The organism is Butyrivibrio sp. ob235 (genome assembly GCF_900109475.1).
Taxonomy (GTDB): domain Bacteria; phylum Bacillota; class Clostridia; order Lachnospirales; family Lachnospiraceae; genus Butyrivibrio.
Genome location: NZ_FOBE01000001.1, coordinates 65979 through 91299 on the forward strand (window position 1 = coordinate 65979; position 25321 = coordinate 91299).

The 25321-nt window shown below is 42.1% G+C and carries 18 protein-coding genes; 15 read left to right on the top strand and 3 right to left on the bottom strand.

All coding sequences use genetic code 11. The features are described from left to right. Positions 1-2: 2 nt before the first annotated feature. Together BMW61_RS00300 and BMW61_RS00305 are read right to left on the bottom strand one after the other, a co-directional pair. Positions 3-638: an MBL fold metallo-hydrolase gene (locus BMW61_RS00300; protein WP_091819373.1), complete on the bottom strand. Its 636-nt coding sequence runs from the start codon at positions 636-638 to the stop codon at positions 3-5. Between the two features lie 66 nt (positions 639-704). Beyond that, entirely contained in the window at positions 705-1571 is an 867-nt protein-coding gene (locus BMW61_RS00305; RefSeq protein ID WP_026497597.1) for a helix-turn-helix transcriptional regulator, read from the bottom strand. Positions 1572-1840: 269 nt separating this feature from the next. Between BMW61_RS00305 and BMW61_RS00310 the strand changes: the two genes are divergently transcribed. After that, the gene (locus BMW61_RS00310; protein ID WP_091819375.1) at positions 1841-4258 is read left to right on the top strand and encodes a glycoside hydrolase family 3 N-terminal domain-containing protein; all 2418 of its coding nucleotides are present in this window, start codon (positions 1841-1843) and stop codon (positions 4256-4258) included. A 22-nt stretch (positions 4259-4280) separates the two neighbouring features. Further along, positions 4281-5639, top strand: a complete 1359-nt coding sequence (locus BMW61_RS00315; protein ID WP_175475057.1) for an MATE family efflux transporter — start codon at positions 4281-4283, stop codon at positions 5637-5639. Between the two features lie 37 nt (positions 5640-5676). Here the strand turns inward: BMW61_RS00315 and BMW61_RS00320 are convergent, their stop codons facing one another. Beyond that, positions 5677-6930: a helix-turn-helix domain-containing protein gene (locus BMW61_RS00320; protein WP_091819376.1), complete on the bottom strand. Its 1254-nt coding sequence runs from the start codon at positions 6928-6930 to the stop codon at positions 5677-5679. 287 nt (positions 6931-7217) lie between these two features. On the opposite strand from BMW61_RS00320, the gene BMW61_RS00325 reads away from it, so the two are divergent. The 13 genes from BMW61_RS00325 (at position 7218) to BMW61_RS00385 (ending at position 25304) form a co-directional block, all read left to right on the top strand. Then, positions 7218-9170, top strand: a complete 1953-nt coding sequence (locus BMW61_RS00325) for an ABC transporter substrate-binding protein (protein WP_091819377.1) — start codon at positions 7218-7220, stop codon at positions 9168-9170. 140 nt (positions 9171-9310) lie between these two features. Continuing rightward, complete coding sequence (locus BMW61_RS00330; protein ID WP_026497592.1) at positions 9311-10315, top strand: ABC transporter permease; 1005 nt, start codon at positions 9311-9313, stop codon at positions 10313-10315. A gap of 14 nt (positions 10316-10329) precedes the next feature. Continuing rightward, on the top strand, positions 10330-11571 hold the full coding sequence (locus tag BMW61_RS00335) for an ABC transporter permease (protein WP_026497591.1): 1242 nt from the start codon (positions 10330-10332) through the stop codon (positions 11569-11571). Positions 11572-11632: 61 nt separating this feature from the next. Further along, complete coding sequence (locus BMW61_RS00340; protein WP_022759826.1) at positions 11633-12676, top strand: ABC transporter ATP-binding protein; 1044 nt, start codon at positions 11633-11635, stop codon at positions 12674-12676. Then, the gene (locus BMW61_RS00345; protein WP_044958415.1) at positions 12633-13499 is read left to right on the top strand and encodes an ABC transporter ATP-binding protein; all 867 of its coding nucleotides are present in this window, start codon (positions 12633-12635) and stop codon (positions 13497-13499) included. The genes BMW61_RS00340 and BMW61_RS00345 overlap by 44 nt, the downstream gene beginning before the upstream one ends. A 276-nt stretch (positions 13500-13775) precedes the next feature. Further along, positions 13776-15272: an aminopeptidase gene (locus BMW61_RS00350; protein WP_091819378.1), complete on the top strand. Its 1497-nt coding sequence runs from the start codon at positions 13776-13778 to the stop codon at positions 15270-15272. Positions 15273-15284: 12 nt separating this feature from the next. Continuing rightward, on the top strand, positions 15285-16364 hold the full coding sequence (queA, locus tag BMW61_RS00355) for a tRNA preQ1(34) S-adenosylmethionine ribosyltransferase-isomerase QueA (RefSeq protein WP_278289162.1): 1080 nt from the start codon (positions 15285-15287) through the stop codon (positions 16362-16364). 37 nt (positions 16365-16401) lie between these two features. Further along, positions 16402-16746 carry a PilZ domain-containing protein gene (locus tag BMW61_RS00360; protein WP_022759830.1) on the top strand — a complete coding sequence of 115 codons (345 nt, stop codon included), beginning with the start codon at positions 16402-16404 and terminating at the stop codon, positions 16744-16746. An 11-nt stretch (positions 16747-16757) separates the two neighbouring features. Beyond that, positions 16758-18008: a nucleotide sugar dehydrogenase gene (locus tag BMW61_RS00365; RefSeq protein ID WP_139176150.1), complete on the top strand. Its 1251-nt coding sequence runs from the start codon at positions 16758-16760 to the stop codon at positions 18006-18008. Between the two features lie 210 nt (positions 18009-18218). After that, entirely contained in the window at positions 18219-19319 is a 1101-nt protein-coding gene (locus tag BMW61_RS00370) for a prephenate dehydrogenase/arogenate dehydrogenase family protein (protein WP_091819379.1), read from the top strand. A gap of 47 nt (positions 19320-19366) precedes the next feature. Next, entirely contained in the window at positions 19367-20698 is a 1332-nt protein-coding gene (gene aroA, locus BMW61_RS00375; protein ID WP_091819380.1) for a 3-phosphoshikimate 1-carboxyvinyltransferase, read from the top strand. 377 nt (positions 20699-21075) lie between these two features. Next, a complete protein-coding gene (locus BMW61_RS00380; protein WP_022759834.1) occupies positions 21076-23166 on the top strand; it encodes an elongation factor G in 2091 nt (696 codons plus the stop codon). A 191-nt stretch (positions 23167-23357) separates the two neighbouring features. Continuing rightward, positions 23358-25304 (top strand): EAL domain-containing protein, encoded by a 1947-nt coding sequence (locus tag BMW61_RS00385; protein WP_091819381.1) that lies wholly within the window; start codon positions 23358-23360, stop codon positions 25302-25304. Positions 25305-25321 lie beyond the last annotated feature (17 nt).

The following is a 25321-nucleotide window of genomic DNA, read 5'->3' on the forward strand; positions in this document are numbered from 1 at the left end:
TCTTAGTGAATTTTGATTTCTACTTTAATATGAGAATCAACGTTTGACTTAAATACTTTCGCGTCTGAAGGGCTGCCAACAATGTTTCCGTAATGAGTGGGAATAGCTACTTCGGGTCTGATGATATTTACAAGCTCTGCTGCCTTCTGGGCATTCATGGTATACTTCCCTCCGATGGGAACAAGAGCGATATCACATCTGACCTGTTGTGCGTCCTTGGTGAGGCTGGTATCACCGGCCACATATATTCTTTTGTGATCAATTCTGAAAATGTAACCTACATAGCCTGCTGCCTTCGGATGGAAGGGTTTAAGGTTGTTATAGGCGGGTACTGTCTCAAATTCAAGGCCATCAAATTCTTTGTAGATTTTGGGCTTTACTCCAAGAACTTTTCCGTTCTCCATGAGAAGAACTTCTGCTTTACTTGCGATTTTTTCCGGAGCAACAATACGTGTATCACTTTTAATGATTTTCTTTATGTCATCCGGAGAGAAGTGATCATAGTGATCATGTGTGATGAATATATAATCCGCATCATGCGGAGCGTCCTTTATCTCAAAAGGATCAACATAGATTACTCCTTTGTCGGAATTGATTCTAATGCTACTGTGAGTAAGCACTTCAATGTTTTCAACCATTTACAACATTTCCCCCTGAAAAGATTCGTGTAAAAACACTATATATAGTATACCAGAAAATTTGACCTACAAACGAGAAAATGTTGTTTTATATTCATGCGGTGTAACTCCGTATTTTTGCCTGAAGTAGGTGATGAAAGCGCTGGTGCTGGGAAATGCAAGGAGATCTGAAAGCGAAGATATGGATATATCAGTAATCTCAAGAGCATGCGCTGCATATTCAAGCTTCTGATTTCTTATGAAAACCGAAGGCCTTTCAGATAATTCCTCCTCGAATATTTTGGAGATGTATCCCTCGCTTTTTCCGGTTATGGAAGAAAGGTCGGAAAGAGTGATTTTTTCATGGAGATGTCTTGAGATATACTCGCAGCATTTCTTCACGTACAGGCCGCAGCTTCTGTATTTGTAGGCGCTCACCTGATAGGTAAAATCGTAGAGCGCACAGTTTTGAAGATGATTGAGTTTTGAGATATCCGTTTCCATGAGGCTGTATTTGATGTAGTTGTCGCTAAGGGAGTAGGCGATATGATCCGGGAGCCCGCCATCAAGTGCAGCTCTGGTATAGAGTGTTATTCCGCTGACAAACATACTGATTGCCTGGGAAAGAGGATTTTCCGAGACTTCGCCGATATCGTTGAAGGCTCCGGGACTGTAATGATTCTCGGAAGGATCGAAACTCTCTATTAGAGCCAGAATCTTGGTGAGATTACCTGTTGAAATATAGTACATGATTGTTTTTTCCGTTGCTCTCTTGTAGGAGATAGGATCTCCCTCGCCTTCAGTCTCGAAAAATACCTGCTCCTTGAAGCCCTTGAGGATGGTGTTTCTTATTTTTGAAACAGACTTGTCCGGTGTGAAGCTCTTTACTTCCGGTGCGAGCTCGTCATCGAGAAGGAGACGGTATAGATCTTGGGAGGTGGTAGTCTTTTTCATAATTTGTTCCTTTCGCCTTCCCCTAGGGGGCGCTCGACGTCCGGGGGACGTCGGTCCAGCGCGGACCGAAGCGGAGCGTAGACAGGTGCCCGAAGGGCGGATGAGGGGAATTAATAACATATATCATATAAAATAAATCGATTTCATATACATTCATTCTACAAAAATGCTATTCTGAATTCAATGAGATAAAAACTTAAAGATTCTTTTTTAGGGTAAGGAAGCTTTAAGGGTTAGCAAAAACTACATCATTTATAGGAGAGATTACAATGGAAAAATACGAACAGGAACACTTGGAACTCGTAAGAAATACAGCCGCTGAGGGCACACTTTTTCTTAAAAAGGATGAGTCCTTCCCGCTTGCAGGTCCTTGCAAAATAGCGGCATTCGGAAACGGAATACGTCACACGATTAAGGGCGGTACAGGTTCCGGTGAAGTTAACAGCAGATTTTCTGTTAACGTTGAAGAAGGTCTTAAGGATGCGGGTTTCACTATTACATCAGGTGAGTGGCTTGATGCTTTTGACGGCGTTCTTGCACAGACACATGAGAAATTCCTTGCAAAGATCAGAAAGGATGCAGAAGCGATAGGAGCAAATCCTGTTATGTTTGCATTCGGTATGGTTCAGCCTGAACCCGAGCATGACCTTGAACTTACAGGTGACGGTGATGCTGCAATTTACGTTCTTTCAAGAAATTCAGGAGAAGGAAATGACAGAAAGCCTGAAAAGGGTGATGTTCTTCTTACGGATACAGAGGTAAGAGATATCCTCGCGCTCAACAAAAAGTTTGATAAATTCATGCTTGTTCTTAATGTAGGCGGCCCTGTTGATTTATCACCCGTTATGGAAGTTAGAAACATTCTTCTTCTTTCACAGCTTGGTGTTGTTACAGGTAACGTGCTTGCAGATATCCTTCTTGGCAAGGCTAATCCTTCAGGAAAACTTGCTACAACCTGGGCTAAGTGGGAGGATTACAGCACTCTCGGAGATTTCGGTGACAATGATGATGTTCACTACAATGAGGGGATTTATGTAGGTTACAGATATTTTGATACACAGAATGTAACTCCTCTGTTCCCGTTTGGATTCGGTAAGTCATACACTGAATTCACTGTTGAACCTGAAGCTGTTTCTAACAATAAAGAGGAAATCACTGTTTCAGCTAAGGTTACAAACACCGGTAAGGTAGCAGGAAAAGAGGTTGTACAGGTTTATGTATCCTGTCCTTTCGGAAAACTGGATAAGCCCACAAAGGACCTTGTTGCATTCGTTAAGACTTCTGAACTCGGAGCAGGACAGAGCGAGACAGTAAAAGCTACCTTCAAGCTTTCAGATATCGCATCCTATGATGAAGAGGGACAGGCTTACATCCTTGATAAGGGCAATTATGTGATCTATGTAGGTAACTGCTCAAGAGACGTTAAGAAGGCAGGAGCTGTTGTTCTAGCTGATACAGTTACAACCATGAAGACAAGAAACTGCCTCGGAACTCCCGGATTTAAGGATTTTGTTCCCACATCCGCAAAGGAAGAGTCAGTAGAGGGTCTTACCACAATAGAGCTTTCTGCTTCCGATTTTGATACAGAGACAGTAACATATGATGTTGATTATCCTGTGGATGATATTATTGCAGGTCTTTCTGATGAAGAACTTGCTTATATCAACACCGGTGCTTTTGATCCCAAGAACTCAGGTCTTCAGGTTATCGGTAATGCATCTTTTGCTGTTGCAGGTGCCGCAGGTGAGACCACAACAAGATATAAGGATAAAGGCATTAAGAGTATGGTTATGGCTGACGGCCCTGCGGGCCTTCGCCTTACCAAGGAATATTTTGAGGACGAGACCGGTGTTCACGGTATCGGTTCAGCACTTGGCAGCATGATGGAGCTTATGAGCGATGAGGAGAAGGCAGCAATCGCAGAGCTTGCCAAGGCTAATGCGCCTAAGCCCGGAACAGAGATTAAAGAGCAGTATGCTACAGCAATTCCGATTGGAACTGCTATTGCACAGACCTTCAACTATGATCTTGCTTATTCTTACGGCGATATCGTAGGAAAAGAGATGGAGAGATTCCATGTACAGCTTTGGCTTGCACCTGCTCTTAATATTCACAGAAGTATTCTCTGCGGAAGAAACTTTGAGTATTATTCAGAAGATCCGTTAGTAGCAGGACTTTTCGCAGCTGCTATAACAAACGGTGTTCAGAAGCATAAGGGCTGTGGTACTACAATCAAGCACTATGCAGCAAATAATGCTGAGACAAACAGATACAATAACAACAGCCATGTTTCCGAGAGAGCAATGAGAGAGATTTATCTCCGCGGTTTTGGAATCTGTGTAAGAAAGTCACAGCCTAAGGCAGTTATGACATCTTACAACCTTCTTAATGGCCAGCACACTTCAGAGCACAGAGGACTTATCGAAGATATCCTTCGCTGTGAGTATGGCTTTAAGGGTATCGTAATGACTGACTGGGTTGTTGAGATGCTCACAGTATCAAGCAAAAATAAGCACAGAGGTGCTCTTGCAAATGAAGTTGTAAAGGCTGGCGGAGATCTGTTCATGCCGGGAACTCAGGGTGATTTCGATAGAATCCTTGCAGACATTAAGTCCGGTGCAATCTCAAGAAAACAGATTGAGCAGAATGCTACAAGAGTATACAGAATGGCAAATGAACTTTCATGAATTTGATTCATAAAAGGTGATTATGAAAAATCTATTTGCAGATAAAGAATTTTATAACAAACTGGTGAGGCTCACTCTTCCAATTGCATTTCAGAGTCTGATGCTTGCTGCTGTTGCAGCAGCGGATGCCGTAATGCTTGGAAGAATAGAGCAGAACCAGATGGCGGCGGTTTCACTTGCTACGCAAGTGCAGTTTATTCAGAACATGGTTCTGAGTGCTGCGACAGCTGCGGGATCGATTCTTGGAGCCCAGTACTATGGTAAACAGGATACTGATACCATAAATAAAATTTTTGCGATGATGATGCGCTGTGTCGGCATTGTTTCCATAATATTTGCAGGTGCATGTCTTCTTGTTCCGGAACTTCTTATGATGATATTTGCTCATGATCCGGAACTTATAAGAATTGGCGCGTCTTACCTTAGAATTGCAGGCTGGTCATATCTTCTTACAGGAATATCCGAATGTTATCTTACGATTATGAAGATAACGGATCATGTAAAGAGAGGAGCCCTGATCAGTTCCGGTACGGTTGTTATAAACATTATTCTGAATAGTATTTTTATCTTTGGCTTATTCGGAATCCCTGCTATGGGAGCAAAGGGAGCAGCACTTGCAACGCTGCTTTCCAGAATCATCGAAGTTATATGGGCAGTTAGCTCAAGTTACCAGAAAGGATTTCTTCGTCCGCGGTTCGGTTATCTTTTGAAAAGCTTTCCGGGACTTAGAACCGATTTTATTAAAGTGTCGCTTCCATTACTCGGCGGTGGCCTTTTCTGGGGAGTAGGATTTACTTCCTACACCGCGATTATGGGCCACCTTGGAAGCGATGCGGCAGCTGCCAATTCTGTTGCAGCGGTGGTGCGTGATCTGTTCTGCTGTATGTGTAACGGTATCAGCAGTGCCGGCGGCATCATGGTTGGTAACGAACTTGGTGCAGGAAAACTTCAAAAAGGAAAGCAGTATGGAATACGCCTTGCAAAGATTTCTTACGTTATCGGATTTCTTTGCACAGCACTGGTACTTGTCGTAACAGTACCGGTGGTGAATTTTATGAAGCTTACGGATATTGCTCGAAGCCATCTGATGGGGATGATGGTTGTCATGGCGATTTATATGATAGGGAGATGCGTAAACACGATTATCATCAACGGCATATTCGGAGCAGGGGGAGATACACTTTTCGATGTCTACAGCCTGGCTGTTTGCATGTGGTGTCTCGCAATACCGACTGCACTCCTAGGGGCCTTCGTATTTCACTGGCCGGTGGTGGCAGTATATGCCTGCACCTGTCTGGATGAAGTCGGGAAGATACCGTGGGTGATGTACCATTTTCAGAAGTATAAGTGGGTGAAGGACCTTACGAGGGAAGTTGTATAAAAAAGAACCGCGTGATGATGCGGTTCTTTTTTATGCCTTATTGTGAACTCATAACGAGCTCATCACGTTTTTCTCTGTATTCTTTAGGCGTCATGCCTTCCTTTTTCTTGAACAGATTATTGAAGTAACTCTGGGAGCAGAAGTTCAGCATATTACTGATCTCCGAATAACTAAGATCCGTATTTCGAAGAAGGCGCTTAGCTTCATTGATTCTGATATTCTGCATAAAGTCAGATATTGAAGTTCCGGTCTCTTTATTGAAGAGCGCAGATAAGTATTTTGCTGAAATATGCAGTTCAGATGCAAGATCATCAAGAGTAATCTTATCAGGAAGCTTCTCAATGATGCGTTTAATGCACTTGTTGGTCATAGGAGAGTAGTTCTCACTTGTATGTGCATTAACCTCATGTGAACTCTTGGCAAACTCAAGTGTTCCGTTTCTAAGTACCGATACGATCTTTTCATAGCTCTTGCAGACCTTAAGCTCCTGTACAAACTTCTCAAACCTTGCCTGGCAGATCTTCTTGTCGGTCCCGCTCTCTATGGAGGCGATTTTTGCAATAGTTAACAGCTCAATTGAACGTATGCCGCAGTCTCTGTATGAAGTCTTGTCAGGGAACAGAACATCCATGATTTTTTCATCATCAAAAAGAGAGAAGAGCTTGTAAACACTTCCGTTTACAACGAATACATTGAATAATTCCTCGATTCTGCTGATCTCTTCATAGGCACGGGCATCCTCTGCAGATAACTCCGCGTCGAATGCTGCGATATCAGAAGACTGGGATTTCTTTTTTGCTGTATTAAGAAACTTTTCGGAATGAGCACTGAAATCCGGAGGCGTTTCTTCAAGAACTTCATTAAAGAAGTTTGTTATATGTAAAAGGAACTCTTCTTTGTTAATAACCGGAAGAGCATTGGAAAGAATTCTCTTTTGCTCAACGAACAGATTCTCGCCGAAAGTAAGATTAGGCCAGACGTTTCCGCTTGGCTTAACAGTCATGACGGGACCTATGACAACTGTATAGAACTGATGCTTTCCGCCGTCGGAGTTAAAGGAATAGTACATCTCATAAGGATTATCCAGATCGAGGTAGGATCCTTCAATAGAATGAGATATACGGAAATTCCTTGCCTTCTGCAACATTTCCTCCATGATATTAAGGATAGCGGAAGTGGTGAAGTTGGTAAAAACAAGGCTGTTATTCTGTTCGAAAACCCATACAGGAATTCGCGTTTTCTTGTAATACTCTTCAAATCGCCATGCAATGACTTTTAAATTAGTTTGCATATCATTTTCCTTACAATTATCAAATATTGCCTACACGAAAATTTTACATTAAATTCATAGAAAGTTCAAACTTATTATGCAAATAGACAACTGAAAACATGCGGTTTTGTCAATAAAAGACAATCAAAATAGAAAAAAGAGAGTAAAAGTGTACAAATTGTATAAATGCGGAAATTTTTATATACATGTGGATATTTTTATATATAAAGCAATTTTTGATAAGTAAAATATTAACATGTTGTGGGTTATAAAACCCGAAAAAACACTTTTAGAAAGGGAGGTAAGTTATGAAGAAGAACTTACAGAAGGTTATGTCACTTCTGTGCGTATCAGCTATGTCACTTTCGATGATAGCTGGATGCGGCGGCGGTAACAACGGTGGCACAACTACAACTGAGACTCCTGCAGCTACAGAGGAAACTTCTACTGAAGAGACCACAGCAGCTGAGGAGACCACAGAGGAAACCGCAGAAGAGACAACCGAAGAGACAGCTGAGGAAGAGACTACAGAGGAAGCTGCTGAAGATACAGCAGCAGCTGACGGCGAGTCAACACCCAGAAACGAGACTCTGTATGAGGCTGGTCAGCAGTGGGGAACAATCAATGACTGGAACCCGATGTCAGCTAACTCAAACAATGGTCTTGCACTTTCAGCTAATGAGTCAGCTCGTGAACTTGTTTATGAGACATTGTTCATGTTCAACGCTCTTGATGGCAAGCTCTATCCTCTTCTTGGATCAGAGTACAGCTGGAACGATGATCAGACAGAGCTTACTGTAACTCTTAACGGCGATGCTAAGTGGAGCGATGGCTCAGCTTTCACAGCTGAAGATGTAGCTTATACTTACGACACACATGTTAAGTATCAGTCTTCACAGGGTGCTGATTTCTCAACTTATGTTGATTCTGTAGAAGCTGTTGATGATTCAACAGTTCTCATCAAGGCTAAGGTTGAAAACGGCGTTGCTGTTAACCCTCTTAAGGTTACTTCAATCCTCAACACAATGTACATGATGCAGAAGGCTTATCTGCAGACTGTAGAGGAGAGAAACGGTGAGGATGCTGATAAGGTTAAACAGGATACTATGGAAGATCTTGTTCACACAGGTCCTTATGCTCCTTACATTTCTAACGACCAGAAGGCAGTTCTTCAGAGAGATGACAACTATTGGGGACAGGCAAGCTCCATGTGGGGTAAGCTTCCCGTTCCGAAGTACATCGCTCACACAATCTATAAGGACAATGCAGCAGGTCAGGTTGCTCTTTCTCAGGGCGAAGTTGATGTCTGCCAGCAGTTCATTACAGATGTACAGAACCTGTGGCTCGAAGATGATCTTCCGATTTCCACATGGCTCGATGATGCACCTTACGGCGCATGCGAAGTAATGCCTTCAATGTTCTTCAACACAGAGAGAGAAGGACTTGATCAGAAGGAAGTTCGTCGTGCAATCGCTATGGCAGTTGATTATGAGCAGATCATTGCATCCGCTATGTCAGGCCAGTCACCTACATTTGCTGAGTATCCGAGATCAGTTGTTGGACCTACAGACGGCGAGAGAAAGTATGTAGACTTCGACGCTATCGCAGATCTTCAGTGGGATAACGCAGACGTTGACGGCGCTAACAAGCTCCTTGACGATGCAGGAATCGTTGATAGTGACGGCGATGGAATCCGTGAGTACAACGGTAAGAACCTTTCCTTCAAGGCTGAGTGTCCTACAGGATGGTCAGACTGGAACGCTTCTATGGAAATCGTAGCAGCAGCCGGCGAGAAGATTGGTATTGATATCCAGACATACTTCCCTGAGGCTTCTTCCTTCTACGATGACATGACAACATGTAACTTCGATATCTGCATGTGGTCAACACCCGGCGCAGGCGTTATGAACCCTTACTCAAAGGGAATGTTCTACTTCTCAGAAGAGTATGCAAAGCTTGCATCTAACTGGAGTGGTAACTTCGGTCACTACATGAACGATGATGCTGAGAAGATCCTTGAGGCTCTTCCTGCAGAGACAGACGAAGCTAAGCTTAAAGAGTACTATACAGAACTTTCAAGAATCCTTCTTGATGAGTGCCCTGCAGTTGCTCTTATGTATCGTCCTACATTGTTCTATGCTGTAAACGAGTCTGTATGGACAAACTATCCTGCAGCTGATGACGGAAGAAATATTCCTCCGACAGACTGCACAGACGGTTATGGTATTGCAGCACTTTACGAGCTTGAGCTTGTTGAGTAATTTGTAACAAAATAGTTTTAGTTAAGTAAATTGGGGGCTGCCGTGGGGCATGATCGCCAACGCGGCGACAAAACCACGCGGCAGTCCCTTAAATTACGCAAAAATTCGGCGTATGTTAGAAGAAGGGAGGTATTTCTAAATTGAAAGGCTATAAAAAATACTATGGTCAGAAATTATTCTGGTATTTTCTGACACTCATTTTCGCCGTAATCCTCAACTTTATTCTGCCGCGCCTGATGCCCGGAAATCCTGTTTCCGCTATAGCATCAAAGGCAGTCAGCGGTATGACGGATTCAACGGCTATTCAGAAGGTCTTAAATGACTATGCTACAAAATTCGGTATCAACGAACCGATGTACAAACAGTTCTTTATGTGGCTTGGAAATGCATTAAAGGGTGACTTCGGTGTTTCCTTCAGCCAGTATCCGAGACCTGTTTCCGATATTATTGCGAACGCAGTATGGTGGACAGTTTGCCTGCAGCTTCCCGCAATTATCGTTGGATGGATTCTCGGTAATATCTTAGGTGCGATTGCCGCTTATATCAAAGGCGCTTTTGATAAGGTAATCCTTCCTATTTTCCTCTTTATCGGAAATATCCCGGCATTTGGTATGGCAACAGTTCTTCTGTATCTGTTTGCAATCAGACTTAAAATAGCTCCTTCATCAGGTGGATATGGTTATGATCTTATACCTAATATGAGCTGGACTTTCATGAAATCGATTATCGCGCATTACCAGCTTCCTTTCTGGTCAATCGTTCTTATTACGATCGGCGGTCAGGCAATCGGTATGCGATCAATGTCAATATATGAGTTGAATGCAGATTATGTAAAATACTCAAGATTCCTTGGTATCAAGGATAGCAAGATTGTAGGATATGTGTTCAGAAACGCTATGCTTCCTCAGATCACAGGTCTTGCACTTTCACTCGGAACTATGATGGGTGGTGCTCTCGTTGCAGAGATGGTATTCTCTTATCCCGGACTTGGCATGACACTTCTTTCAGCTGTAAACGGTCAGGATTATCCGCTTCTTTCAGCTTGTACACTCATCATCACAATCATGGTACTTATCGCCAACCTTGCGGTCGAACTCCTTTATGGTGTTATTGATCCTCGAGTTAAGGCTAATCAGCAGGATTAAGGAGGGAATGAAAAATGAAAAATACAATAAAACAAGTTTTCCATTCCGGAAAATTCCTGTTCGGATTTGTAATCTTTATGTTCATACTGCTTACAGTCCTCATTTATCCTTTGTTTGTAACAGCTGACCCGCTGCAGATGATAGGTCAGGGTAACTTCTTCAAACCCGGTACATATGTATCTGTTGAGGAGGCAACACTTGAAAAATCTTATAACTTACAGATTCCCAAGCAGTTTTCAAAGCTTGAGATGGTACTCGATGTAGAAACAAGAGCAAAAATCCAGGAATTCCTTCTTAAGCAGGGCGTTGCAGAAGCTGATATAGATGTAACTGATGCTGAAGGTCTTGTAGCTCTCTGGAAAGCAAATTATGATCCCAACACAAAGTATAAGGGATACACAACTGCCAAGAGAAAAGCGCTTAAGAGACTTGATTCTCAGATTACAGCAGCTATGAAGGATTCCGGAGTTATCGTTGCTGAAAAGGACGAAGAGGGTAATCTTCAGCAGAGCAAGGTAATCAAGGATACAGATTATGTAAACATCAAAGATGTATCTAAGAAGACCTTCATTCTTGGAACAGATAACTTTGGACGTGATGTCCTCACAGAGCTTGTAGCAGCAACAAAATCTTCATTGAAGATCGGTCTTCTTGCAGGACTTATCGCTACTGCAATCGGACTTTTACTTGGCCTTCTTGCAGGTTACATGGGCGGACTTGCTGATAACATCATCATTTTCGTAACAAACCTGTTTACAGTTATTCCTTCCTTTGTAATCCTTATCCTCATTTCTTATTCAGTAGGAGATAAGGCAAGAGGTATTGCAATGGTTGGTATCATCATCGGTCTGACATCATGGCCCTGGACGACACGTTCCGTTCGTTCACAGGTTATATCACTCAGAAACCGTGATCACGTTAATTTGTCAAAACTGTCAGGACACAGCATGTTCAGGATCATCTTCACAGATATCCTTCCTTACATCGCATCCTACGTTGTTATGGCTATGATCCTGCAGATTTCATCAGGAATCCTTGCAGAAGCACAGCTGTCAATGATCGGACTTGGTCCTGCAACAACAAAGACAGCAACTCTGGGACTTATGATGCAGTGGGCAATGCAGTATTCTGCACACCTCAATGGTTCTTGGTGGGCATATTTCCCGGTAGTAATACTCATCGCACTTATTTCGTTCTCACTGAACCTTATGAATACAGGAATGGATCAGGTATTCAACCCGCAGCTGCGTGACTGATCGTAATCCGGAACAAAAGGTAACTGTGAATCTCACTTAAAAGAAAAGGAAAAGGTTAATAATGGGAAAAGTAATGCTTGAGGTTAAAGACCTCAAAACTAAATATATAACCAGATTCCATGAGGACGTATATGCGGTTGACGGTGTTTCCCTTAAAGTAGAAGAGGGAAAGTCACTCGGTATTGCCGGTGAGTCCGGATGTGGTAAATCCACACTTGCATTGTCACTTATGGGTTATTATTTCGCACCGCTTCATTATATAAGTGGTGACATAATCGTAGATGGTCAGACTATTTCTAATATGAAGCCCGACGATGTTCGCCGTAAGATTCTCGGTAACGAGATCGCTTACATCCCTCAGGCAGCTATGAATGCTCTGAACCCTACTCAGAAAATCATTCGTTTTATCGAGGATGTTATTCATGCACATGGAATCAAGATGTCCAAGAAGGATATCTATGACATGGCAAGAGAGCGTTTTGCTGAACTCGGACTTCCCGAAGAGGTTCTTGAGAAGCATGCGGTAGAGCTTTCAGGTGGTATGAAACAGCGTACAGTTATAGCTATTTCAACAATCCTTTCACCTAAGGTACTTATCGCCGATGAGCCTTCATCAGCGCTTGACGTTACATCTCAGAAGATGGTTATCCGTATGATGAGACAGCTCATGGAAAAGGGCTTCATCAAATCCATGATTTTCATCACACACGAGCTGCCGCTTCTTTATAACGTTACTGATGATATAGCAGTTATGTATGCCGGCCAGTTTGTTGAGCTTGGAACAGCAAAGCAGATGGTATTTGATCCTATTCATCCGTACGCTAAGGGTCTTATGGGATCTATCATCGTTCCTGAGGAGGGTATGAAAGCTCACAACCTTACAGCTCTTCCCGGAACTCCTCCGAACTTGAAAAATCCGCCTAAGGGCTGCAGATTTGCACCCAGATGTAAATATGCGGTTCCTACCTGTACCGCTATGGCACCGGATGAGAAAGAATTTGAGAATGGCAGATGTTATCGCTGCCTGATGTCAGTAAGAAAACTAAGGGAGGTATATTCAAATGGAAGCGACAGCAAACCAGAACCAGAAACAGACTTCGACTGATACCAATAAGCCCGCTCCGAAGCCTTGCCTCTCAGGTAGAGGACTTACTAAGGTATTCGGTGTCGGTAAGGTACAGACCGTAGCAGTTGACCATGTAGACTTTGATTTCAACGAGGGTGAGATCATCTCAATCGTTGGAGAGTCAGGAAGCGGAAAGACAACACTTTCCAAGATGCTTCTCGGTCTTATCAGTACTACAGAGGGTACCATTGAATATCAGGGAAAACCCCGTGATATCAGTACAAATGCTAAAAAGAAGGAATACTGGAAGAATATTCAGCCGATTTTCCAGGATCCGTTTTCATCCTATAACATCTTCTACAAGATCGATGCGGTTCTTGATGACTGCCTTAATATGAGGGGCTTCAAGAATCTTCCCGAGGAGCAGAAGATACAGATGAAGACAGAGGCCTGCAGCTTCGTTAACCTGAAGTATGCAGAGCTCACAAATAAGTATCCTTTCGAGCTTTCAGGCGGACAGATGCAGAGACTTATGATCGCACGTATCTTCCTTCTCAAGCCGAAGATCCTTATGGCAGATGAGCCCACATCCATGATCGATGCCTGCTCAAGAGCTACAATCCTTGATATGCTCTTAAAGCTTCGTGATGAGATCAACATGACTATTATCTTTATCACACACGATATCGGTCTTGCATATTATATCTCCGATAAGGTTTACATCATGGAGCACGGTAAGTTCGTAGAGTCAGGTACAGCAGAGGATGTAATCATCAATCCTCAGGCTGATTACACCAAGAGACTTATCAGCGATGTACCTAAGATCTATGAAAAGTGGGATCTTGATACTGTTGTAAACTAAATAAGTATAAGAACCATTTCTTATAGTAAATATTCCTCCCTCCAGGTAGAAACAAGTTTCTTCTTCTACCTGGCAGGGAGGATAATTTTTACCCTGAAGGAGCTTTGAATTGCAAACAGTATTTTTAATAAAAAAATAAGATTTAAAGACGTTTAAATATCCCGTGAACTGTTGAAAGTACTATTGATTTCATTTATCATATATAAGCACGATTTTTATGTAAATCTTACTGTTTTCTATAATAATAAACACGAAAACAGAGAAAGGAATAAATAAATGAAAAGAGCAAATGTATGGACAAAGTACACTGCAAAACAGCTTAAGGAAGTAGAGGCTTTTGCTGATGATTATAAAAACTTCCTTGATAATGCAAAGACAGAGCGCGAAGCAATCGACTGCATTGTTAATGAAATAGAGGAGGCGGGCTACCGCGAGCTTAACACGCTTATTGGATCTAAGACAAAGCTTAAGAAGGGTGATAAGGTTTACAGCGTTTGGATGAACAAATCCATCGCAATGTTCCAGATTGGTTCAGAGCCGTTGGAGAACGGTATGAATATTCTCGGTGCGCATATCGATTCTCCCAGAATGGATGTTAAGCAGAATCCGCTTTATGAGGATGGCGGTTTTGCTTATCTTGATACACATTATTATGGCGGAATCAAGAAGTATCTTTATGTAGCAATTCCGCTTTCACTTCACGGCGTTGTTGTTAAGAAGGACGGTACCACTGTTCAGCTTAATGTCGGTGAGGATGAGGATGATCCGGTATTTTTTGTAAGCGATCTACTTATCCACCTCTCAGGTGATCTTATGAGCAAGAAGGCTGCTCAGGTTGTAGAGGGAGAGGCTCTTGATCTTGTAATCGGTAACAGACCTTTTGTTGTTGAGAGTAATGAAAAGAAGAAGGCAGAGAAGAGAAACTCTAAGCTTACAGAGGGTCAGCAGTATGCTGTAGATTATGAGAAGGCAGAGAAGGAAGAGAGTGGCAAGGTTTCAGGTGCAGTTAAGCGCGGAATCCTTGGAATCTTAAATGACCTTTACGGAATAGAGGAGGAGGATTTCCTCTCAGCAGAACTTGAAATTGTTCCTGCAGGTAAGGCAAGAGATGCAGGCTTTGACCGCTCAATGATCCTTGGCTATGGTCAGGATGACAGAGTATGTGCTTTCCCTTCAATGAGAGCACTCCTTGGAGTAAAGAACTTAAAGAGAACAGGCTGCTGCATTCTGGTTGATAAAGAAGAGATCGGCAGCGTTGGTGCTACAGGTATGCAGTCTCGCTTCTTTGAGAATGCTGTTGCAGAGCTCATGAACCTCTGCGGTGATTACAACGATCTTAAGCTCAGAAGATGTCTTGCAAATTCTTGCATGCTTTCATCTGATGTTAATGCAGGCTTTGATCCTATGTACGCAGGCCAGTTTGAGAAGAAGAATGCATCCTTCCTCAGCCTTGGCCCGGTACTTAGTAAGTTCACCGGAAGCCGTGGAAAGTCCGGATCAAATGATGCAAACGCAGAGTTTTTAGCACATATCAGAAGCATTTTTGAAGAGGATGATATTACTTTCCAGACTGCCGAGCTTGGTAAGGTAGATGTAGGCGGTGGCGGAACTATCGCTTATATCCTTGCTCTTTACGGAATGAACGTAATTGATGCCGGTGTTGCTGTGCTCAATATGCATGCACCTTGGGAGGCAACCTCCAAGGCTGATATATATGAAGCGCTTCGCGCCTACAAGACATTCCTTAATAAAGCAAGTCTGATGAATCAATAACAGGAGAATATAGTGACCATAACAAATAAAGGTGCGAACGACCCAAACCTGGGTCTTCGCACCAGCGATTATTATTTTGATCTTCCTGAGGAACTGATAGCACAGGATCCGCTTCCCGCACGTGATGATGCTAAGCTCCTTGTGATGAATAAAAAGACAGGCAATATCGAACATAAGATATTCCATGATATTATCGATTATCTTAAGCCCGGTGACTGCCTTGTTCTCAATGATACAAAGGTTATACCGGCAAGACTTCTTGGAACAAAGAAGGATACCGGTGCTGCAGTCGAGATTCTTCTTTTAAAGAGAAGAGAGAACGATATCTGGGAGACTCTTGTTAAACCCGGTAAAAAGCTTCGCCCCGGTGCGGAGGTTACTTTTGGAGAAGGACTTTTAAACGCAAAGATCCTTGATATTGTTGAAGAAGGTAACAGACTCGTTCAGTTTTCATACGAAGGAATTTTTGAAGAGGTCCTTGATAAGCTTGGAGAGATGCCGCTTCCTCCTTATATTACGCATAAGCTTCAGGATAAAAATATGTACCAGACGGTTTATGCAAAATATGAGGGATCAGCAGCTGCGCCTACAGCGGGACTTCATTTTACCAATGATCTTCTTAAGAAAATTCAGGACAAGGGAATTGATCTTGCTTACGTAACGCTCCATGTTGGACTCGGAACCTTCAGACCGGTTAAGGTTACAAACGTTCTTGAGCACCATATGCATACCGAATGGTATCAGGTGAATGCAGAGGCAGCTGAGAAAATCAATAAGGCAAAAGAGAGCGGACATCGTGTTATCTGCGTTGGTACAACCAGCTGTAGAACCATTGAAAGCGCAGCAGATGAGAACGGACATATTGAGCCCTGTGCGGACAATACTTCTATTTTTATTTATCCCGGTTACAACTTTAAGGTGACAGATTGCCTTATTACTAATTTCCATCTTCCGGAATCAACTCTGGTCATGCTTGTTTCGGCACTTGCAGGCAGAGAGAATGTTCTGAATGCATATGAGGAAGCTATAAGTAAACGGTACAGATTCTTTAGTTTTGGTGATGCTTGTTTCTTTACGGATGACGAGATTTAGGCTATAGTAATACTATATCTTATTCGAGGGGGATATTATGGAAGAGAGACGTAAATACAAAAGACTTGATCTGGACGGAGAGCTTTTAATGAGCCCTATCGGTAGTACTCAGGAACCGGAGGCTGTGGCTATTTCAGTTATGAACTGCTCACGTGCAGGAATGGGTTTTCAGTCAGATCTCCAGCTAACAATGGGAGACAATTACGAGTGTAATCTTACCATCTGGACCAAAGAGGTTCTTCATGTTTTTATTAAAATTGTACGAGGAACAGCTCTTGAGGACAGCTATGAGTATGGGGCTATTTTCATCGGAATGCCCGAGTATGACAGACAGAGAATCTCGGTGTACGAGACTGTTCAGGATACGCTCGATGAAATGTAGGGGTTAGAATTATGCGTGATTTTAAGAATTTGCAGATCGCGGTTGCAGGTGCCGGTTATGTGGGACTTTCAATCGCGACTTTGCTGTCACAAAAACATAAAGTGACTGTTGTGGATGTCATTCAGGAAAAGGTGGATATGCTCGAAAAGAGGATTTCACCGATTCAGGACGAATACATCGAAAAACATTTTAAAGAAAAAGATTTGGATCTGCATGCGACAACAGACGGTGAGGCTGCTTATCGTGATGCAGATTTTGTAGTCATTGCAGCACCGACTAACTACGACAGCAAGAAGAATTATTTTGATACAAGTGCGGTAGAGGCTGTTATCAATCTTGTTCAGAAGGTTAATCCTGATGCTTATATGGTTATAAAAAGTACCATCCCTGTTGGATATACTGAGAAGATCAGAAATAAGACCGGCTCTGACAAGATTCTTTTCAGTCCGGAGTTTCTCAGAGAATCCAAGGCGCTCTATGACAATTTATATCCAAGCCGAATTATTGTAGGAACGGATATGGATGATGAAGATCTGACAAATGCCGCTCATATATTTGCAGAGCTTTTGAATGAGGGAGCACTCAAGGAAAATGTTGATGTTCTCTTTATGGGCTTTACTGAGGCAGAAGCTGTAAAGCTTTTTGCAAATACCTATCTTGCGCTGCGTGTTTCGTATTTCAACGAACTTGATACTTATGCGGAGATGAAGGGACTTGATACAGACAAGATCATCAAGGGAGTTTGTCTTGATCCCAGAATTGGTGATTTCTATAATAACCCCTCCTTTGGCTATGGTGGATACTGCCTGCCAAAGGATACAAAACAGCTTCTTGCAAACTATTCGGATGTTCCGGAAAACCTCATTGAGGCTATTGTTGAATCCAACAGAACCCGTAAGGATTTCATTGCAGACAGAGTACTCGACATCGCCGGAGCCTACGGCAACAGCGAAGCTTATGATGCAGCTCGTGAACATGAAGTTATCATAGGAGTTTACAGACTTACTATGAAGAGCAATTCCGATAACTTCCGTCAGAGCAGTATACAAGGCGTAATGAAACGCATCAAGGCAAAAGGCGCAACCGTAATTATTTACGAGCCTTCACTTGAAAATGGGACAACCTTCTTTGGAAGCCTTGTGGTTAATGACCTTGATGAATTCAAAAAGAAAAGCGGCGCCATTATCGCCAACCGCTATGATTCTTGCCTTGACGATGTAAGCGATAAAGTATATACAAGAGATATCTTCAAAAGGGATTAAAAAAACAAAGTCCCCGAAAAATATATTCAGGACCATCCGATTATGTGCGCAGCGCAACGAGGATGGGAATGAATATATTTTCCGGGGGCGTATTATTTATTTTGGGGCGTATTATTCCATTTGATTTTCGCACTTTAACGTGGTATAGTGTTTACTGTTCGTAGTATTTATTGCAATTAAATTTCGTACTTCCAGGAGAGTAATTTAATAATGATTAATGATAATCTGACCTGCGGTTTTATAGGCCTTGGTCTTATAGGTGGCTCAATGGCCAGAGCCCTTAAGGCTAAACGACCTGAAATACGCATTATTTCATATACACCACATCCGGAGACTTCATTAAAAGCTAAAGAGGATGGTATTGTGGATGTGGCCTGTGACAAGGTTGATGAGAGATTTTCCGAATGTGACTACATCTTTTTATGCGCACCGATTGAAAGAAATAATGATAATCTTGCATTGATAAAGCCATATCTCAATCCCAAAACGACTCTTACCGACATCGGTTCGGTTAAAACAAGTATACATGAGCATGTAAAAGAGCTGGGATTAGAAGAACAGTTTATCGGCGGACATCCGATGGCCGGTACTGAGAGGATTGGTTACATAAACTCAAAGGCTTCCATTTTGGAAAATGCTTTTTACATACTTACAAAGACAGAAAAAACTTCTGATGAGAGACTTGAAAATTACAGAGAGCTTGTTGAGCTTATGGGGGCAACACCGCTTATTATTCCCTATGAGCAGCATGACTTTATCACAGCAGCAGTAAGCCATGTACCTCATGTAATAAGTGGATGCCTTGTTAATCTTGTTCATGACAGCGACTCGGAAGACGGTCTTATGAAAATGATCGCGGCCGGCGGCTTTAAGGATATCACCAGAATTTCATCCTCATCACCGGTGATGCTGCAGCAGATCTGTCTTACAAATCATAAGAATATTTCTACGCTTTTGGATACTTATATTGATTATTTGAACAGGATGAAGCAGGTGATTGATAAGGTTGATGGCGATGGCCTCATGGACTTTTTCTCATCTGCCAGAGAGTACAGGGATTCCTTCAACGATCTCAGAAGAGGACCCATTCAGAAGACCTATGTTATCAGAGTTGATATTGCGGATGAACCCGGTAACATCGCCTCTGTTGCAACACTTCTTTCAGTGAATGGTATCAATATCAAAAATATTGGAATCGTTCATAACCGTGAGTTCGAGCATGGTACTCTTAGCATAGAATTCCACGATGATAAGGCTATGGAAAAGGCGCTAACACTTTTGGAAGCTCATGGATATCCGTCAGTTGACTGATACATTTTTGACACTATATTAAGGCTTGAAAAAAGAGGGAATTAACAATGATCAGTATTGAAAAAAGTTCAAAACCATTAACGGGTAATGTTTTTGTTCCCGGGGACAAATCAATTTCACACAGAAGTATTATGTTTGGGGCTTTATCAGAGGGAACCACTGAAATAACAGGCTTCCTCAAAAGCGGAGATTGTCTTTCTACAATAGAATGTTTTAAAAAGTTGGGCATTCTGATTGAACATTCTCAAAGACCGATGAACGGTGTTCCTACAATAACAGTTCACGGAAAAGGACTTCGTGGCCTGAAGAAACCTGATTCTACACTCTATACAGGTAATAGTGGTACAACTACCAGACTATTATCCGGTATTCTTGCAGCGCAGCCTTTTGATTCTATGATCACAGGCGACAGTTCAATCGAAAAGAGACCCATGAACAGAATTATCAAACCACTTTCGCAGATGGGAGCGGATATCAGTTCTGCGATGGGGAATGACTGCGCACCGCTTATAATAAAAGGCGGTAAGAAACTTCATGGTATTTCCTATCATAGTCCTGTAGCATCAGCCCAGGTAAAATCAGCAATTGTGCTTGCCGGTCTTTATTCCGACAGTGACACAGTGGTTTATGAACCTGCACTTAGCAGAAATCATACAGAGCTTATGCTTCGTGCTTTTGGTGCGGACATACACAACGAAGTCGACGTCAGGGGAAGCTCTGCTACAATCCTTCATCCCGGCATGCCGCTTCGCGGAACCAAGATAAATGTTCCGGGCGACATATCCTCCGCGGCATACTTTATCGCTGCAGCGCTTCTTGTACCCGGCTCTGACGTAGTCATTCATAATGTTGGAATCAATAAAACAAGATCAGGAATACTCAGCATCCTTACTCAGATGGGCGCTGATATTCAGCTTGAGAATGTGAATGAATCCATAGAACCAAGAGCAGACCTTCATGTTCGTTATTCAGAACTGCACGGCAATGAGAACGGCCGCTTCGAAGTTGGTGGAAAACTTATTCCCACTATGATAGACGAACTTCCGATATTTGCTGTTATAGCAGCGACCGCTAATTGCACAACCATCATTAAGGATGCAGCAGAACTAAAGGTAAAGGAATCTAACCGTATTGATTCTGTTTGCAACAACCTCAAGGCTATGGGCGCTGACGTTGAGCCCACCGACGATGGCATGATAATCCATGGCGGAAAACCGCTTCACGGTACAGATATTGATTCCGATGCCGATCATCGCATAGCCATGAGTTTCGCCGTTGCAGCCCTTGCTGCTGAAGGAACCACCAGAATCATCGATGACAAATGCGTAGGAATATCCTATCCGGAATTTTTCAAGGATCTTAGGGCTTTAATAAATTGAAAACATTATCTTGGAAGTTTTGATAATCTGCCTCACAACCTTCTTTTATAAGGATGGGCATGGTGCTCAAGTTCGCATCTGTTTTATGGCCCGAGATGTGGGTGGGAGAACAAAAATGGTTTATTGAAAGCCAGAGATGTGGATGCAAATCACGACGTAGACGAAAACGTAACTTTATCACATTTACATATCAGGCTTATATATAACATAGAGTCTCCCACCCACATCTCGGGCTGTATCATAAGTTGTGCAAATTTGATGGAATTACTTGTATTGTTTGTACAATTTTAGTAAAATGTTCCTATAGGGTTTGGGGGAAATCTAAATATTCTTCATTAAATTTTCCCAACATAATTTAAGACTTGGAGGAGCAAGAGATGAAAGTTTACACAAGTGACAAAATACGCAATGTCGTACTCTTAGGCCACGGGGGAGCCGGAAAGACTTCACTCGCTGAAGCTATGGCTTACCTCGCAGGAATTACTTCCCGTATGGGCAAAGTTGCTGATGGAAATACAGTCAGTGATTTTGATAAAGAGGAACAAAAGCGTCAGTTTTCAATCAGCACATCTACAATTGCATTGGAGTGGGATGATCATAAGATCAACCTCCTCGATGCACCCGGATTCTTTGACTTCGTCGGAGAAGTACAGGAAGCTATGAGTGTTGCCGATGCAGCTATTATCGTAGTTTCCGGTAAGGCAGGAGTTGAAGTAGGAACAGAGAGAGCATGGGATCTTTGCGAGAAGTATGGTATTCCGCGTATGTTCTTCGTTTCTGATATGGATATCGATGATGCTTCCTACAGACAGGTTGTTCAGGATCTTACAGATAAGTATGGTAAGAAGATAGCTCCGTTCAACATGCCTTCTCGTGAAAATGAGAAGTTTGTCGGCTATGTAAATATAATTCAGGAAAAGGGCTTCCGTTGGGAAGGTAAGGATGCGGTAGAGTGTGAAGTTCCCGAGTATAACAAGGAATACATGCAGCAGTATCGTGACACTCTTATGGAAGCAGTTGCTGAGACCAGTGAAGAATTCATGGACAGATACTTCAGCGGCGATACTTTCTCAGAGCAGGAGATCAGATCAGCACTCAGAACCAACGTATGTGACGGATCCATTGTTCCTATCGAGATGGGATCAAGTATCCTTGCACAGGGTGTTTACACACTTCTTGACGATATTGTTAAGTATATGCCGGCTCCCGAGAACCGTAAGATGGCCGGAATTAACATGAAGACCAATGAGATTTTCGAAGCTAACTTCGATTTCTCCAAGCCGAAGACAGCTTTCGTATTTAAGACCATGATGGATCCTTTTATTGGAAAATACTCCATGATCAAGGTTCGTTCAGGCGTTATCAAGACTGATGACATAATGTACGATTCCAATAAGGATACAGAAGTTAAGATTGGTAAGATATATGTAATGCAGGGTAATAAGACTATCGAGGTTCCCGAGCTTCATGCAGGTGATTTCGGTGCTCTTCAGAAACTTGATGTATCCACAGGTGACACACTTTCAACCAAGGCTAATCCTGTACAGTATGCACCTATGGATATTTCACAGCCCTATACATACATGAGATATAAGGCTCAGAATAAGGCTGATATTGATAAGATTGCTCAGTCTCTGGCTAAGCTTTCTGCTGAGGATGCTACTCTTAAGGTTGTAAACGATGCAGAGAATCATCAGTCACTTATCTACGGTATGGGTGATATGCACCTTGAAATCGCAGTAAGTAAGCTTCTCAACGAGTATAAGGTAGCCGTTGATCTCGATAAGCCGAAGGTAGCTTTCAGAGAGACTATCCGCAAGAATTCTGATGTGGAATACAAATATAAGAAGCAGACCGGTGGACACGGCCAGTACGGACACGTTAAGATGCGCTTCGAGCCTTCAGGTGACGACAGCAAGGCTTATATATTTGATCAGGTTGTAGTAGGCGGAGCTGTTCCGAAGAACTACTTCCCGGCAGTTGAAAAGGGTATTGCTGAGGCTTCCCAGAGAGGACCTCTTGCAGCTTATCCCGTTGTTGGTGTTAAGGCTACTCTTTATGATGGATCCTATCACCCGGTAGATTCATCTGAAATGGCTTTCAAGGTTGCAGCAAGCAATGCCTTCAAGAAGGGCTTCATGGATGCAACTCCCGTACTTCTTGAGCCTATTGCTTCACTCAAGGTGACTGTTCCGGATTCATTCACCGGAGATGTAATGGGTGATCTCAATAAGAGAAGAGGACGCGTGCTCGGCATGAATCCTACAGGTGATGGCAAGCAGGTTATTGAGGCTGATGTTCCTATGATGGAACTCTTCGGATACTGCACAACGCTTCGTTCCATGACCGGTGGTGCAGGTGACTATGAGTATAGCTTCGCTCGCTACGAACAGGCTCCTCAGGATATTCAGGCTAAGGAAGTAGCAGCTAGAGCTGAGAAGGTTAAGGAGAATGGCATCGAAGATTAATCTCTTACAGAGAATCTTTAAGGATTTGCTATTTTGAATTTTATTAGCTGACATTCTATATACGGAATGTCAGCTATTTTATTGTTATTTTATAGTTTCTTTAAATCGTACTTATATCTTTATGTTACGATAAATTTGAAGATGTATAACTATGAGTTTTTATAAATCATTTTCTTATGAGGGGTTAAAATATGCCGCATTTTGGTATGCACATAGGCTTAAGATATGACATTATTGGAGAGTATGCCAGCCTTCTTCTTGCTATTCTTTTGCTGGTATTCATGTCACTGACTAGGCCTAAAAAATCAAAAAGTTATAAATTCCTTGTTCTTGGAGTCTTGACAGCCATAGTGGCAACGGCTACGCAGATAATGATTGTTGAAGTGGCAAGTAACGTTTCTGTCTACTACAACAGGTCAACTTTTACTGCACTTCTTACCTTTTTCCTGGTGCTTTACGCGGCTATTCTTGTCTTGATTTTTAATTACATAAATCTCATGAGCGAAAAGAGATTAAAGAAACGTTCTGTAATTATTATGCTCTATGTTTCCATTGCGCTTTTTTATTTTTCAGGCGTAGTCTATCAGGTTGCAATGAAAAGCCTTTATTTTGTCAGGACAGATGGTATTGATATTACACATTTCACAACTTTTTATTGCATGATGGGCGTGTTGTGTGCAGTCATATGTTTTATTGTAGTCATGATCAGAAGACGCACCATAGCTCGAATTGTAATAAGAGGAGTTCTGATTGTCGTGCCTCTCGATATTATAGTTCTCATTTTGCAGATTATCGACAAAAGGGCTATTTTCAGTGCGTCGACTTACGTCATCCCTTTGGTTGCTTTCTATCTGCTATTCCATTCAAATCCTTATGATGAGGATACCGGATGTCAGAATGTGAGTGCAATGGAAAGCAGGTTTATTACTGATATAAGAAGAAGCAGAATTTTTTATTTGGCTTATATAGATTTCCCGCAGCTTACAGATACATCCTTTAGTCCGGATTATGAGATGCTCTCTATAGAAATGGCAAGAGTATGTAGGGAGATAGAAAGAATTTCAAGAAAAATACAGCTGTATAGAATTAGTTTTGGAACCTTTATGGCTCTTATCGAGACAAAAGAACGTTCAGATGCTCAGAATTATTCCGAACAAATGCGGGATATTCTTGATGCATTTCACGACAGAACAGAGGACCATTTCCACTATTTTCTTGGGGTATGCGGAGACAGTAGGAGATTTTCTTCTGTCGGTAACAAATGGACGCAGCTGTTCATGATGTATATCAAACAAACAAAGCTTATTGATGGTGAGAATGTTTATTATTTTGCAAACGGTTCGGATTTCAGAGATTTTGATGAGATTTATAAGATTGAACAGACTCTTCTTGATGTCAGAATGAAGATGGATGCAGAAGATGAGCGTATTATCTGCTATGCGCAGCCTATTTATAGTGTAGACAAAGATGAGTTCAGATCTGCAGAGGCACTTATGAGATTGTACATAGATGGAAAGATGATTCCTCCGGATATGTTTATTCCAATTGCGGAGAGGAATAATTGTATTCATGCGCTCACGGTCATAATGATACATAAAGTATGCAAGGCAGTTGAAAATTTGTCTTTGGAATATGATTTTGATGCAATAACCATAAATTGCTCTACTGCAGATTTTACCGATAAGACTTTTTATAAGGAAATTCTAGACATAATTCATGGCTATAACATTGACCAGAAGATGATCAGACTTGAATTAACCGAGTCTATGATGGCAGAAAACTATGAGGCAGTTAAGCATAATATGGATATGCTTAACCGCGAAGGAATTCATCTTTATATGGATGACTTCGGAACCGGCTATTCCAATCTTGAAAGAGTTGTTGACGTGCCTGTTCAGACAATTAAGTTTGATAAGTCCCTGCTTTACAAGTCAATTCAGGATGACAGGGTCGATGATATCATTTCCTATATGATCGAGTTTTTCAAGAAAAACGGCTTTGTCACACTTATTGAAGGTGTAGAGGATGAGTCACAAAAGAAGTACAGTATTGATCGTGGTTTTGATTATATTCAGGGCTATCACTATGCTAAGCCCGGCCCGATCGAAAGTCTGAGTAAATATTTTAAACATAAGTAATCTGCGATAATCTGCAG